The 13,800-nt window shown below is 45.6% G+C and carries 16 protein-coding genes and 1 pseudogene; 10 read left to right on the top strand and 7 right to left on the bottom strand.

Annotated elements, in window-relative coordinates; genetic code table 11:
- The first annotated feature begins 36 nt into the window (after positions 1–36).
- The 3 genes and pseudogenes from QUA77_RS15645 (at position 37) to QUA77_RS15635 (ending at position 2,133) form a co-directional block, all read left to right on the top strand.
- On the top strand, positions 37–798 hold the full coding sequence (locus QUA77_RS15645; RefSeq protein WP_333451038.1) for a calcium-binding protein: 762 nt from the start codon (positions 37–39) through the stop codon (positions 796–798).
- Positions 799–1,112: 314 nt separating this feature from the next.
- Positions 1,113–1,262: pseudogene (locus QUA77_RS15640) on the top strand (bifunctional 5,10-methylene-tetrahydrofolate dehydrogenase/5,10-methylene-tetrahydrofolate cyclohydrolase); the annotation flags it as partial.
- 73 nt (positions 1,263–1,335) lie between these two features.
- Positions 1,336–2,133 (top strand): calcium-binding protein, encoded by a 798-nt coding sequence (locus QUA77_RS15635; RefSeq protein ID WP_333451037.1) that lies wholly within the window; start codon positions 1,336–1,338, stop codon positions 2,131–2,133.
- Positions 2,134–2,470: 337 nt separating this feature from the next.
- On the opposite strand, the gene QUA77_RS15630 is transcribed toward QUA77_RS15635, so the two are convergent.
- The 5 genes from QUA77_RS15630 to ndhC form a co-directional block, all read right to left on the bottom strand.
- Complete coding sequence (locus QUA77_RS15630) at positions 2,471–2,719, bottom strand: DUF4926 domain-containing protein (protein ID WP_333451035.1); 249 nt, start codon at positions 2,717–2,719, stop codon at positions 2,471–2,473.
- 107 nt (positions 2,720–2,826) lie between these two features.
- Entirely contained in the window at positions 2,827–4,320 is a 1,494-nt protein-coding gene (locus QUA77_RS15625; RefSeq protein ID WP_333451033.1) for a hypothetical protein, read from the bottom strand.
- Between the two features lie 150 nt (positions 4,321–4,470).
- Positions 4,471–4,974, bottom strand: a complete 504-nt coding sequence (locus QUA77_RS15620; RefSeq protein WP_333042725.1) for an NAD(P)H-quinone oxidoreductase subunit J — start codon at positions 4,972–4,974, stop codon at positions 4,471–4,473.
- A complete protein-coding gene (gene ndhK, locus QUA77_RS15615; RefSeq protein ID WP_333042724.1) occupies positions 4,967–5,692 on the bottom strand; it encodes a photosynthetic/respiratory NAD(P)H-quinone oxidoreductase subunit K in 726 nt (241 codons plus the stop codon). Before ndhK ends, QUA77_RS15620 begins: the two co-directional genes overlap by 8 nt.
- Positions 5,683–6,045 (bottom strand): photosynthetic/respiratory NAD(P)H-quinone oxidoreductase subunit C, encoded by a 363-nt coding sequence (gene ndhC / locus QUA77_RS15610; protein WP_006635500.1) that lies wholly within the window; start codon positions 6,043–6,045, stop codon positions 5,683–5,685. The genes ndhK and ndhC overlap by 10 nt, the downstream gene beginning before the upstream one ends.
- A 162-nt stretch (positions 6,046–6,207) precedes the next feature.
- Between ndhC and QUA77_RS15605 the strand changes: the two genes are divergently transcribed.
- From QUA77_RS15605 to QUA77_RS15575, 7 genes are all read left to right on the top strand, one after another.
- Positions 6,208–6,543, top strand: coding sequence for a rubredoxin (locus QUA77_RS15605; protein WP_015176848.1), 336 nt, complete (start codon positions 6,208–6,210; stop codon positions 6,541–6,543).
- On the top strand, positions 6,530–7,543 hold the full coding sequence (locus tag QUA77_RS15600) for a photosynthesis system II assembly factor Ycf48 (protein ID WP_333042721.1): 1,014 nt from the start codon (positions 6,530–6,532) through the stop codon (positions 7,541–7,543). The genes QUA77_RS15605 and QUA77_RS15600 overlap by 14 nt, the downstream gene beginning before the upstream one ends.
- A 56-nt stretch (positions 7,544–7,599) precedes the next feature.
- A complete protein-coding gene (gene psbE, locus QUA77_RS15595) occupies positions 7,600–7,848 on the top strand; it encodes a cytochrome b559 subunit alpha (RefSeq protein ID WP_006635503.1) in 249 nt (82 codons plus the stop codon).
- 20 nt (positions 7,849–7,868) lie between these two features.
- Positions 7,869–8,006, top strand: a complete 138-nt coding sequence (gene psbF, locus QUA77_RS15590) for a cytochrome b559 subunit beta (RefSeq protein ID WP_006635504.1) — start codon at positions 7,869–7,871, stop codon at positions 8,004–8,006.
- 9 nt (positions 8,007–8,015) lie between these two features.
- On the top strand, positions 8,016–8,138 hold the full coding sequence (locus QUA77_RS15585; RefSeq protein ID WP_015176850.1) for a photosystem II reaction center protein L: 123 nt from the start codon (positions 8,016–8,018) through the stop codon (positions 8,136–8,138).
- Positions 8,139–8,207: 69 nt separating this feature from the next.
- Entirely contained in the window at positions 8,208–8,330 is a 123-nt protein-coding gene (locus QUA77_RS15580; protein WP_006635506.1) for a photosystem II reaction center protein J, read from the top strand.
- A gap of 338 nt (positions 8,331–8,668) precedes the next feature.
- Positions 8,669–10,921, top strand: coding sequence for a transglycosylase domain-containing protein (locus QUA77_RS15575; RefSeq protein WP_333451057.1), 2,253 nt, complete (start codon positions 8,669–8,671; stop codon positions 10,919–10,921).
- A 306-nt stretch (positions 10,922–11,227) separates the two neighbouring features.
- Here the strand turns inward: QUA77_RS15575 and cruG are convergent, their stop codons facing one another.
- Together cruG and cruF are read right to left on the bottom strand one after the other, a co-directional pair.
- On the bottom strand, positions 11,228–12,439 hold the full coding sequence (cruG, locus tag QUA77_RS15570; protein WP_333451031.1) for a 2'-O-glycosyltransferase CruG: 1,212 nt from the start codon (positions 12,437–12,439) through the stop codon (positions 11,228–11,230).
- 252 nt (positions 12,440–12,691) lie between these two features.
- Positions 12,692–13,633 carry a gamma-carotene 1'-hydroxylase CruF gene (gene cruF, locus QUA77_RS15565; RefSeq protein WP_333451029.1) on the bottom strand — a complete coding sequence of 314 codons (942 nt, stop codon included), beginning with the start codon at positions 13,631–13,633 and terminating at the stop codon, positions 12,692–12,694.
- Positions 13,634–13,800 lie beyond the last annotated feature (167 nt).

The raw sequence follows: 13,800 nt of genomic DNA, 5'->3' as shown, positions 1-13,800 counted from the left end.
GGGTTAGTAATCTACCAACACACAAAGATTTTAGCTATGGCTTTAAAACCCGATCCATCAGAGACATTGCGCTTAATTGGCGACAACACCTCGGAATTCATTCAACTTTCTCCTGAAGCTCTAACCAACTTCTCTTTAGGAGCTTGGGCGCTCGATGGCGACGATACAGTAGATGGCTCAGAGGCTAGCGAGTTAATCCTGGGAAATGAAGGAGAAGATGTTCTCAGAGGTTTTGTAGGCAACGATTCAGTATTTGGGGGAAAAGGAAAAGATGGCCTGTATGGACATGAGGGGAATGACTGCCTCAGTGGTGGTCTAGATGCTGATTTGATTTATGGAAGAGCAGGCGATGATATTTTATTTGGGGGTAGAGGCAATGATCTGTTAGACGGTCAAGAGGGGAATAACACTCTGGTTGGCGGCTTGGGCAGAGACTACTTAATTTGTGGCAGGGGCAATAATTTATGCGTTCTGGGAATAGATCCTGCTACGACAGATATCAATTCTAGTGATGCGATAACAAATTTTGATCCTGATGTTGATCGCATTGGATTAGCGAGTGGCTTAACGGTGAATGATATAGTGTTGGAGCGGGTAGACAATGTGACATTCACATATAGGCTCGATGTGTCGCAAGCGTTACAATTATTGGTTCCTCCAGTTTTTCTCAGCGAAATTAGCGGAGTTGTTTCAGGAACTCTAATCAGAGTCAGGAATTCTAACGCGATTTTAGGTTTTGTAGACAATGTAACGCCTAATAAACTACAAACCAGGATTGTTTCCGTTCAGAGTTTCTAAATTCAGGACAATCAGTGGTGGCCTGACAAACTTATCATATTGTTAGCCACAAATTAACTCCTGATATTTACATAACTTACGCAGAAATGCTAGTAGTAGGGTGCGTATTTCGCACCTTACTACTATGGGTAGTGTAAAAATTGACTATGCAGCGTAAGTCTTGTAAAATTATTTACTCTTTGAGTCAGCCTAGGCGGACGAAAGTTGGTGTAGTAGCGATTTCAATCTCGGATCGAAATCACTAATCACTAAGATTTAGCGTGAGGAATTCAAGATAGCACCAACGCGACTTCGGCGTTGTCAATCCAGACGCTACGAGTCGTTTGGCCCCAGATGTTGATTTTAATGCTGTTAAAACAGTAGCCGAATTTATCACGCCGCTGCCGGGAGGAATCGGGCCGGTGACTGTTGATATGCTTTTGGAAAATACCGTTTCGAGTTATATTGAATACGGTTCTAATTGAATTATGACCAACTTGTGAGCCAGTATTGGCTCAAGTAGGGTTAGTAATCTACCAAAACACAAAGATTTTAACTATGGCTTTAAAACCCGAACCATCAGGGACATTGCGCTTAATTGGCGACAACACCTCGGAATTGATTCAACTTTTTCCTGGAGATTTAGCCAACTTCCCTTTAGGAGCTTGGGCGCTCGATGGGGATGATACAGTAAATGGCTCAGGGGCTAGCGAGTTAATCCTGGGAAATGAAGGGGAAGATATTCTCATAGGTTTTGCAGGCAATGATTCAGTATTTGGGGGAAAAGGAAAAGATGCAATGTATGGACAGGAGGGGAATAACTCCCTCAGTGGTGGTCTAGATGCTGATTTTCTTCTTGGAGAGGCTGGCGATGATATTTTATTTGGGGGTAGAGGCAACGATGCTTTAGACGGCGGAGAGGGGAATAACACTCTGGTTGGTGGCTTGGGCAGAGACTTCTTAAGTTGTGGTTTTGGCAATAATTTATGCGTTCTGGAAATAGATCCTGCCAATACAGATATCAATTCTAGTGATATAATCGAAAGTTTTGATCCTGATATTGATCGCATTGGATTAGCGAGTGACTTAACGGTCAATGATATAGTGTTGGAGCCAGTACAGAATGTGGCATTAACATATACGTTCGATCTGCCGCAAGCTTTACAACCATTACTCCCTCCAGGTCCGGCCGACGCAAGTGGATCTGCTTCAGCAACTCAACCCAGAGGCGGAATTACCGGAGTTTATTCAGGAACTCTAATCAGAGTCAGAAATTCTAACACGATTTTAGGTTTTGTAGACAATGTAACGCCTAATGAACTACAAAGCAGGATTGTTTCCGTTCAGGATTTCTAAGTTCAGGACAATCACTGCTGGACTGACATACTTACAGCGTATTCCATGAATATAGGGTATCGGCTCAATAAATAGGGGGAGCAATTATTCTATAGTTGCTAAGACAAGCCCAAGGGATGAAGAGAAGATTTTTCGCTAATAACAGTAGAGAGGGAATGATTCCAAGTTGAGAAATTCGTATTCGCTCAATAATTCGGGGCGGACTGCCCACTCAGGAACTATTTTGCGTCATTTGATCTTCATCGTTGAACGATCGATTTACCCCGGATTATTGAGCGTATACCACTTATCAACATGAAATCCAATTTTTTATAAAGTCTGCAAGTTATTGGGCGGCTTATGCTGTAACCATTTCGGGTTTGATATCAGGTGATGGTGGCTCAAAATATAACACCATGATTTGCTCTGGATGCAGCCCGACAGATTCATAAGTGCGTCCGTTGCGATCGCTAAATTCAACCTCCAACGCTGCACCATCCGCCAACAGTTCAACTACAGTCCCTACTTGTCCGCGCCACAGATTGTATTCAGGAATGTCAACTGTCAATGCAACGACATCTAGTAATTTAATTGTATTCTTTGCCACTCTTATTACCTCCAGACATTACATTATAATACGGTGTCTGAACATCCCGTATTCTAGTTTTGTTTGGCGATCGTTGGAACTCATCTGTGAGATTGATAAACTCTTAATTACAACTTACTATTGAAGAAATAACTTAGTTCCCACCACATTTCGCCATTACTCCAAAACAAAAATTTACCTGGATAGCTAAAGCTAACAGCTAAAACCTCAGAAATATTTTCATGATAAACGAAATTTAATTCACATTCCAAGGCTCTAATCTTAGTTACGAGTATCGTATCAATAAAACAAAGTCTACTGATAAGTTCTATGTAAAAATCTTCCGTTTTTTCCCAATCATTTAATTCCTCTATACCTGAAGCTCCTAAAGATGTTTGGACGAAATAAACTAAATCATTATAATCATTTAATAAACTTATTACATCAGGTTTTTTGATTAAATCCTCTAGTCTTTTTATTAGATCCTCTAGTAGTTGAGCTATTCTTGCAAGTAGCTTTTTTATGAGATCCTCTTGTTGAGCTATTTTTACACGCAGCCGATTAATTTCGTCATCCGGATTTATTATTACTTTATGCGGAGTTAGTATTATAATTCTCAAACTCTCAATTTCTTCTCGTAGCTCTTTTATGAGATCCTCTTGTTGAGCTATTTTTGCCAGCAGCCGATTAATTTCCTCATCCGGAGTTGTAATTCTCCAACTCTCAATTTCTTGCTGAAGAAGTGCAACTCTATTTTTCTCGTCCTTAAGCTGTATATCGAAACTTATTTTGGCTTTTTCTAGCTCTCTGGCATTCTCTTCTAGTTGCTTAACTTTTGTTTCTAATTGACGTGAATTGGAGTTTAATGAATTTAACTCATAAAGTTTTATTTCTAATTGGTTTTTTTCTTGCTCTAGCTGGTTATTATCTATCTCTAAAGGTTGAATTCGGTCTAGTGCTCGTCTTAGTTCTGACTCTAAAGAGTTTTTGCTAGCTCGGAGTTGTAGATTATCTTGCGTCAATCTAGTATTATTATCTTTAACTTGATTTAACTCTCTCCTCAAAACGTCTCTTTCTTGCTGTAAATCCCTATTTGTTTTAATGAGTGATTGATTTTGGGCTATGACTTCATTAAGCTGCCTAGTAACCTGTTTAACTTTCTCGATTAAAAATTCCCACGTTATAAACTCTATATCTTGACTGCTGAGAGAACCACCCAATTCTTGAATAAGAACTTTTTTATGAGCTTCTCGTTCTTCAACTTTTTGTTGAAAGTAAACATTTTCAATACGAAGATTGGTTGAAATTTTCCTTACTTCATCTCTTTCGCTCTCAACGCTTGCTAATTGTTGTTGTAGCCTTTGAACCGTCTGCTTCAAAGAATTGTTCTCAGTAATAGCTGCCTTGAGTTCTGCCTCTGTTTGCTTAAATCTTGCAAGGATTTGAACTATAAAGGCGGTAAATAGGTTATTTCCTTGTTGTAACTGCTGGTTTATTTGCCTAAGCTCAAGTGTCTGTGCTTCGAGCCTGTTATCCTCTAGTTTGTTATTACCCCTGCGAAGTTGCAGGTAAATTATTACGATACTTAGTAAAGCTATTAAACCAGAAGTTTCGTAAACCATACTAATACTTTTTTGAAAATAGCGTTGTTGGACAGCGGTTCCCAGGCAGAGGCTAGGAAGCAGTTAATAAAAAAACAGAGGGCGGGTTTTGCATAAAACTCAACTTTAAAAGTCCAATTTTATGCTCAAACCCGCCCTCGCAAAACTCCCTTAATAAGCGTCTTGCAGTTCGTAGAAATCCGGGGAAATGTAATCCTTCCGCAGCGGCCAGCCTACCCAATCTTCGTTCATCAAAATCCGTTTCAGATTCGGATGTCCTTCGTATACTATGCCGTACATATCGTAGGATTCCCGCTCTTGAAAGTCGGCCGCTTTCCAAATCCAGTAGACTGATGGCACTCTGGGATCTTCGCGGGGAATGAATACTTTGACGCGCACTTCTTCAGGCTTGGAAGCATTATCTGTCAGTTTAGCCAAGTGGTAGACGCTGACTAAATCTTCTCCCGGCCCTTGGTCGTAGGCGCACTGGCACTGCATATAATTAAACCCGTAGGCGTACAGTGCTGTTGACATCGGAATTAAGAAGTCTCGATCGACCTTTAATATTTCCACGCCCAAATTATCGGCCGCTAAAGCTTCGTGTTCAAAGCCATTTTCAGTCAACCACTGGGAAACCTTCCCGGCTTCAACAATTGAGGTTTCTGTCTCAGCCACGGTTTACCTCCTGTTTTTGTCCTGCAAGCAAAGCCGGTGGTACTGGCATTCCCATTGCTTCGGTCAATTCTTTCGGTGGCGCCATCCGGCCGGGAACTGACAAGTATTTGCCATCTAAAATGTCGTCTACTACTTTCATCTTGTGGGGTCTGGTGTAGTAGCGGTGGGTTGGCAGCAAATTGGCCCGTTCTTGCATGGAATCGTTGGCGATTTTTTTCCGCAGTTTGATAATTGCGTCAATAATCGCTTCTGGGCGGGGGGGACAGCCGGGGATGTACACGTCTACGGGAATCAGTTTGTCAACGCCTCTGACTGCTGTGGTGGAGTCTACGCTGAACATTCCCCCGGTGATGGTGCAAGCACCCATCGCGATCACGTATTTTGGTTCGGGCATTTGTTCGTACAGCCGCACCAAGATGGGGGCGTACTTCATGGTAATTGTGCCGGCGGTGATGATCAGGTCGGCTTGTCGCGGACTCGATCGCGGTACTAAGCCGAATCTGTCGAAGTCAAAGCGCGATCCGATCAAAGCTGCAAATTCGATGAAGCAGCAAGCGGTACCGTAAAGAAGCGGCCACAGGCTCGAAAGTCTCGCCCAATTGTAGAGGTCATCCACTGTTGTCAGGATGACGTTCTCTGATAATTCGGATGTGACTTGCGGGCGCTCTGCGGGGTTGACAATTAGAGGTTTTTGTGATTTGTCAGAACTTAAGACCATTCCAAGGCTCCTTTGCGCCATGCATAGACAAGAGCAATAACGAGGATCGTGATAAAAAACAAGGCTTCGATGAAAGCCAACAGTCCTAGCTGGTTGAAAGCAACCGCCCAAGGATAGAGGAAGACGGTCTCTACGTCGAAGATGACGAAGACCAGGGCGAACATATAATATCTGATGTTGAACTGAATCCAGGCTCCGCCGATCGGCTCGACGCCAGATTCGTAGGTAGTGCGTCGGTCGTAGGGACGACTTTTGGGCCGCAGTACCTTAGACGCCGTGAGGGCGAGGATAGGGACTAGGCTGGAAATTAACAGGAAGCCTAAGAAATACTCGTAGCCGCTGAGTGCAAACACGGTGAATAATTACTGCCTAGGTGAAAGGGTTCTGTAACTTGTCTGTTACATTATATAGATTTTGGGTAGCTAAAATTACGAGTTGGTTGAGATTAATCGTCCATCTTCTGCAATAATTTTTAATGTATATTTTAAGATTAGCTTACCTACTCTTTTGGAGCTATGAGCGATCGAGCTACTGAAACCAAAACCCTCGATCGGCACGAGTGCCGCGCCTGCGGCTACGTCTATGAGCCGAAAAAGGGAAATCCCAAAATTGACATTGCCCCGGGCACGGCTTTTGAAGATTTGCCCCAAACTTGGGTCTGTCCCGTTTGCGGGGCGCGCAAATCGATGTTTCAAAATCTCGGTCAGATGGAAGGGGTATCGGGATTTAAAGCAAATCAGCGCTACGGTGTCGGTGTCAACGGCATGACCGAAGGTCAGAAAAGTTTGCTGATTTTTGGCGGCTTGGTCGTTGGTTTCTTGTTGTTACTTAGTATGTATGGTTTGCAGTAAAACGATTGTGAGATTTTGGCAACGAATTGTAATGTTATTGGCCGCTGCGCTCATCTGTACGAGTTGCAGCACCATCGGTTCTGTGAGTTACAACCCCTGGCAAGTGATTTCCTTGCCGACGGAAGCTAATTTGCAGGATATTGCCTTTACGGGCAATCCTCAGCACGGCTGGGTTGTGGGTTCTGAGGCGACTCTGCTCGAAACCCTTGACGGTGGCACTAGCTGGAAGCCTATAGCACTGGATATCGACGATCCGAGGTCGCGTTTTGCGTCGGTGAGTTTTTCCGGTTCAGAAGGCTGGATTGTCGGCCAGCCTTCTGTTTTGCTCCACACAAACGATGAGGGCAAGTCTTGGACGCGGATTGCTTTGAGCTCTCAGTTGCCCGGTTCTCCGAGTACGATCGCCGCTTTGGGCCCGAATTCCGCCGAGATGACGACCGATGTCGGGGCGATTTACCGGACTTCTGACGGCGGCAAAAATTGGAAAGCTGTCGTGCAGGATTCTTTTGGGGTAGTTCGCAATATCAACCGTTCTGAAGACGGGCAGTATGTTGCGGTTTCCTCGAAGGGCAATTTCTACTCGGTGTGGAAACCCGGACAAGAAGCTTGGGAACCTCACAACCGCAATAGTTCTCGCCGCCTGCAAAATATGGGCTTTACCAAGGACGGGCGTTTGTGGATGCTCGCCCGCGGCGGTCAGATTCAGTTTAGCGACCCGTCCAATCCTGAAGGTTGGGGAAAACCGTTTTTTCCAGATCGCAAGGCGAGTTGGGGTTTGCTGGACATGGCTTACCGGACTGATAATGAAGTTTGGGTAGCCGGCGGCGGCGGCAATTTGCTGTGCAGTTTGGACGGCGGGAAAACTTGGCTAAAAGACCGCGAAGTTGAAGATGTTCCGGCTAATTTTTACAGGATTGTCTTTATGGGCCCCGATCGCGGATTTGTGATCGGTGCGAGCGGTACTCTACTTAAATATCAAGGTTCAGCGCAAGCGGCTTGATAGTAGAATAGTAATAGAGATTGTCTGTCAATTTGTTGTTGAAAGGAGGATTCTAAATGGCTGGTACAACTGGAGAACGTCCGTTTGGGGACATTATTACAAGTATCCGTTATTGGGTAATTCACAGCATCACCATTCCGGCTTTGTTTATTGCTGGATGGCTGTTTGTGCAAACGGGTTTGGCTTACGATGCTTTCGGCACTCCTCGCCCTAACCAGTATTTCACACCGCAGCGGGAAGAAGTGCCGATTATCTCGGATCGCTTTGAAGCTAAGAAACAAGTAGATCAGTTCATTGCCAAGTAATTTAACAAGGATTTGGAAAAATGACGAGCAGAACCCCAAATAATGAGCCAATTTCGTATCCGATTTTTACGGTGCGCTGGTTGGCAGTTCATACTTTAGGTGTCCCAACAATTTTCTTTTTGGGCGCGATCGCAGCAATGCAATTTATTCAACGATAGGAGTTTACAATGCCTGAGCGCGTTCCTAATCCCAACGAGCAGCCTGTTGAGTTAAACCGGACTTCTTTGTATTTGGGTTTGTTGCTGATTTTTGTTTTGGGTATTTTGTTTTCCAGTTATTTCTTTAATTAACTGGTGTCTGAGTTGGCTTTCGATAGTTCCATCGAATTTGTTTAGCTGTAAATTAGTGAGGTGATGGCTATGTTTAGTGAAAGTGGAAGAATTCCTTTGTGGCTGGTAGCTACTGTCGCTGGTCTCGGTGTTCTGAGCATTGTGAGTCTTTTCTTCTACGGTGCTTATGCCGGTTTGGGTTCTTCGATGTAAGGAGAATCAAGCTGATTTTTGGCTTTTAACCCCCCTTGAAAAAGGGGGGTTTTAATTATGCGAATTGTGTGGGTAAATCGGGGATAACTGTTATAGATAGTGTGGGTTTTTTTGCCAGTTTATGAGAATAAAATCATCTGGTGAGAGGGGGATTTTTGGTGGTTGGGTGGAGATTTGCTCAAGAAACTCCTCGCGGCAGCGGGTTCACCAATAACCCCAAAATCGATCACCACTAGCTGACGATCGCCTTAAGAGTGTGGGCAGATCGTGAAATTAGCCAAAAGTTGCGAGTAGAATGGTGCAAGAGCCGATCGCTCGATCGTAGTGCACAGCGAAATATGACCCCACCGCCGCCGCCCCGCAAACCTCAAACCGTCTTGGGTGCGATTACCCAAGCAGTCCAGACTATTGCCAAGGTTAATTTTAACCAGCTAGCGCTGAAACCAAACGCCAAAGTACCCGAACTCTGGGTACAGGATGCGGGTGCAGCTAAAGCTGAGGTTTATCCGCTGTTGGGCGATCGATATTTGTTAGGTCGATCGTCAAAATCTTCAGATATTGTAGTTCGCAATCCCGTTGTCAGTCACGTGCACTTATCCCTGTCGCGCGATACTCGGCGGCGGACTCCTTTTGTCATCAAAGATGAAGACTCCACAAACGGCATTTACAGCGGCAAAAGGCGAGTTAAAAGTATGTCCCTGCGTCACGGAGACGTGTTCACTTTAGGGCCGCCGGAACTAGCCGCTGCGGTCAGAATTCAATTCGTATATCCGCCGCCTTGGTATTTGGAACTGGTGCGTTACAGCTTTTACGGCGTCAGCGGAATCACGGCTTTGATTGCCGTGTTGGTAGGGATGGAATCGACAAAGTTTCAAGTGCGGCCTCTGCCGAGAAGTATCAACGGCCCCGTGATTGTTTACGCCCGCGATGGGCAAACTCCCCTGCGTCCTCCTCAGAATAACGCTCACTTAGAATTAAAGCAATTGCAGGATTTTTCGCCTTATTTATCCAAGGCGGTACTTGCTTCGGAAGACAGCCGCTACAATTGGCATTTGGGGGTAGATCCGATCGGAGTTTTGCGCGCGCTTTTGACTAATGTTCGCGGGGGAGGAATTCGCGAAGGTGGCAGCACTGTGACGCAGCAGTTAGCGAGGAGTTTGTTTCGAGATTATGTGGGAACTCAAGATTCGGCGGGACGCAAGTTACGGGAAGCTGTAGTTGCGTTGAAACTGGAGAATTATTACAGCAAAGACGAGCTGTTGCTGACTTATTTGAATCGCGTGTTTTTGGGAATTGATCTTTACGGTTTTGAGGATGCGGCTCGCTTTTATTTTGGGAAGTCGGCGAAGGATTTAACTTTGTCAGAGGCGGCAACTTTGGCGGGCATTTTGCCTGCGCCAAACAGTTTTAATCCGATTCAAAATTATCAGTTGGCGGTACAGTACCGCGATCGAGTAATCGAACGGATGCGGGCTATGGGGACGGTTTCTCAGGAAGAAGCCGATCGCGCGAGGCGATCGCGAATTGAGATCAATCCTAAAGCCCGCCAATATCTGCAAAGTACGATCGCTCCTTATTTCTACAGTTATGTATTTGACGAGTTGGAGTTTTTGCTGGGGGAGCAGTTAGCCCGAGAAGGCAATTTTATTGTAGAAACAGGTTTGAACCCCGGCCTGCAAAAGTTGGCGGAAAGTTCCCTCAGAAATGCTGTTGAAAACGCGGGAGCCAGTGCAGGTTTTTCTCAAGGAGCCGTGGTTACTCTCAATAGTACAACCGGAGAAGTCTTAGCTTTAGTTGGGGGCGTAGATTATTTGAAAAGTCAGTTTAATCGGGCTACTCAAGCTTTGAGACAGCCCGGTTCTACATTTAAGATTTTCACCTATGCAGCCGCCCTGGAACGGGGAATCTCAGCCGATAAAACTTATTCTTGCGCCCCCCTTTCCTGGGGCGGACAAAGTTATAGTGGTTGCGAAAGAACTAGCGGCAGTGCTGATATGTATCGCGGCTTAGCATTGTCGGAAAATGCAATTGCTTTGAGAATAGCACAGGATGTCGGTTTAGACAATGTAGTGGGAATGGCCCGACGTTTAGGGATTACATCTGAACTTCGTTCTAACCCTGGTTTAGTATTAGGTGAAAGTGAAGTTAATGTGTTGCAATTAACGGGTGCTTTCGGGGTTTTGGCAAATCGGGGTTTGGGAAACCGTCCCCACGTAATTAAGCGAATTATTGACAGCAGCGATTGCAAAGATAGAAATGATTTTAACAGTTGCCGGGTGATTTATGACTATCAAAAAGATGGCATTGCCAATCGGCAGTTAGTTTCGGAAGCCGTAGCGGATACGATGACTGATATGCTGCAAGGTGTTGTGCGCGGAGGTACGGGTAGCAGTGCTGCTTTGGGGTTGGGAGAAGCTGGAAAAACAGGCACGACTAATGATAATCGAGATTTGTGGTTTGTCGGTTATATTCCGAGTCAGCAACTGGTAACAGGAGTTTGGTTGGGAAATGATGATAATTCTCCGACTGGGGGAGGTAGTTCAAATGCCGCTCAGTTGTGGGGGGAATATATGCGGCAGGTGGCACGTTGAGTGGATGCGGGGATTGGACGAATTTTGATACGGAATTGAAATATACAATTTAAATGCGGTACAGCTTGTCAACTCAATCTCCGAATCCTAAACGCAGAATCCCTGAAAAAAAAATAGATGCTGCGATTGCTTTTCTAAGAGGGCGCGCCAGCTAACCATCCCCGCGAGCAATGACATCAATACGTTATTGATTCCCAGGCTGATTAAGATTAACTGAGCGAGGATTTTTTCAGGGCTTGGGTTGTTCGTCTCCACAGCGATCGCACATATTTTCGTTTTTTAAAATATATAGCCAAAATTTAATCATTATTCATATTTTCGGCCGCGCCACTGAGTAGGCTGATTTAAAGCAGAAATGAGAATTCGCAAAAACGCCAACGGATCGGCTAAAGGTGACAGCCAAAACAGCCATTTACCCGATGCCCCAGTTGTATCGTAAGAAGGTGCGATCGCCAAACACAAAGCCGATCGCACTGCAACCAAAAATACATTCAATCCCAACATCCAAAAGTGGGGAAATACACCAACCGGCGGCAGCGAACCAAACAGCAAATAGCACAACACAATCGGCACCGGCAAACCTTGAACCGCCAGCAACAGCCACAAATCGCCCCAAATTTGACCGCTTGAAGCAGCATCTTTCAAATCGAGCGATCGACCCCATTCATTCCAAGTCTCGATCGCCCCCTCATACATCCGCACCTTCAACACTTTAGCCCCATCCAAAAAGCCCACCTTAAAGCCCTTAGCAGCCGCATAGCGAGCCAGAGTCACATCATCGCAAAACGAACCCCTCGCGACCTCATAGCCCCCCAATTCCACCAAAACCTCGCGCTTACACAAGAAACACTGACCGTTCGCCATCACCCGTTCCGGCACATCCCCGCCAGTGCCCGTGGGCCCGAACCGATAAACCAAAGTCATTAACAAAGCAGGTTGCAGCCACAACTCCCCCGGATACTTGAGGATAAACTGCGGCGACAGCGAAATCAAATCGTAATTTCCAGCTTTCGCCGTTTTGAGTAAACTCGCAATCAAACCCGGATGCGGCACAGTATCCGCATCTATCCCCAAAATCCACTCGCACTTCTCGGAACTTGCCAAAAAACCTGCATTCAGCGCCCAGGGACGCCCTACCCAGCCCGCCGGCAGCGGATCGTCGTTAATCAAGCGAAACCGGGGGTCTTTTTGTGCTGCTGCTTTGACTAAATCTCCGGTTCCGTCTACCGAATAGCTGTCAACCACAATTACTTCTCGGAGTTCGTAACTTTGGCTGCTTAATCCTTCCAAACAAGGCGAAATGCGATCGGCTTCGTTCAAAGTCGGTACTACCGCCGTACAAGAACCTAACAAATCCAGCGTCGGCGAATCGGGTTCCAGGGGCGGGATACGCGATGGGCCTTTAATTAAGCGCGACATCAGAAGGGCTGCAGCGGGCAATTGCAGCAGCAGGAGTGCGACAGGGATGATAGTTGTCAGCGGTTGGGAGAACAAGTGAGGGGCGATCGGGAAAACCATACTATTAAACAATTGAAGAATTGGGAATGATTGACTGGATATGGATTGGGAGCTTATTTACAGTTCATTTTTTTGGTAACTAATATCAATTTAAAAAATTTAATAAAATTTTGACCTCAAACATATTACAGGAATTGGGAATGAAAAAATCGCCGCTGAAAAACCCGGTTTCTTGTAGAAACCGGGTTTTTAAACTAGCTCAAAATTTAGTGTAAATTTTTGCTAAATCAGCCGGGGTTGCTCATTAGCAACTTACTTACGCAAAACGCCCACGGGCTCAGGTGGAATTTCAGCCGCGATCGCAGATGTATCCAAAGACGGCATTGTTTGGGTTACGTCACCTGCTGCGGGTTTAGCGATCCAGCTTAACGCGATCGCCGGAACTACGCCCAGAAGCACCGCTAGCGATGTCGGGAACCAGAACCGAGAATCCAACGAAGTTACAGTGATAATTGCTCCGAAAGCAAAGTTTACCAAATAAACAATTAAGGGCAAACCCAATTCCGATCGCTCTAATTTAATCGGTGTTTTTCTCCACAAGAAAGCTGCTACAGACATAAATAGCGCCCCCGTACCCATCCAGCCAGCCAAATTACGGTAAGGCATCCCAAAGAAAGCCCCAAGTTCCTCAAACTCCCAAAAAGGCACAGAAGTTTGACTCATCGCCGGATCTAGTACAAAATCCCAAGCTGTTAGCAGCAAAGCACCCAGGGCGATCGCCCCTATTTGGCGCACCCAGTTGAGTTCACCTTTACCGCCAGCTAATCCAGCGCGAGCAATTATGTATGAAACCAATCCCAGATAAAACCACGACAGGGGAATTGTAAACGGAACCAGCCCTGCAATTTTGTAACCCAAACCGCTCAAATAGTGGTAGTGGCCGAAGGGAAAACCCGTACTCGTTCCCAACAACTCGCTACTCAACGACAAAAACACAGAAGGCACTAAAAAAGCCAGAGTTGCACCCCAACCCAACGTCCGCAAGGCATACAGAGCAACTGCTGCTGCACCAAAGATGATATAAACTACTCCACCCCCAGCCATCCCCCACTGGAATAGCGTTTGCCCTGCTGGTGGCAAACTCATCACCAATTCGGGACGGGGTAAAATCAGCAGCAACCCTGCCAATCCAAAAGCCATTGACAAGACGTGGGCAATCAGGCAAAAGCGCTCAGCAATCAAAAGTTGCTTCATGGGACTCCTCGAAAAAATATTAGATGCAGAAAGCACTCTTAACAGTTTACAAACTTTAACAAAAAACCAACTGCATTTCAGTCAGTTGTCTGTTGTCTGTTGACTGTTGTCAGTTGACTGCAAGCCCGATGCCCAATTCCCGATGCCCAATTCCCGATGCCCCATTC

Origin of the sequence: Microcoleus sp. K5-D4, assembly GCF_036704575.1 — a bacterium.
Taxonomy (GTDB): Bacteria; Cyanobacteriota; Cyanobacteriia; order Cyanobacteriales; family Microcoleaceae; genus Microcoleus.
This window is presented reverse-complemented; position numbering and strand designations above follow the sequence as displayed.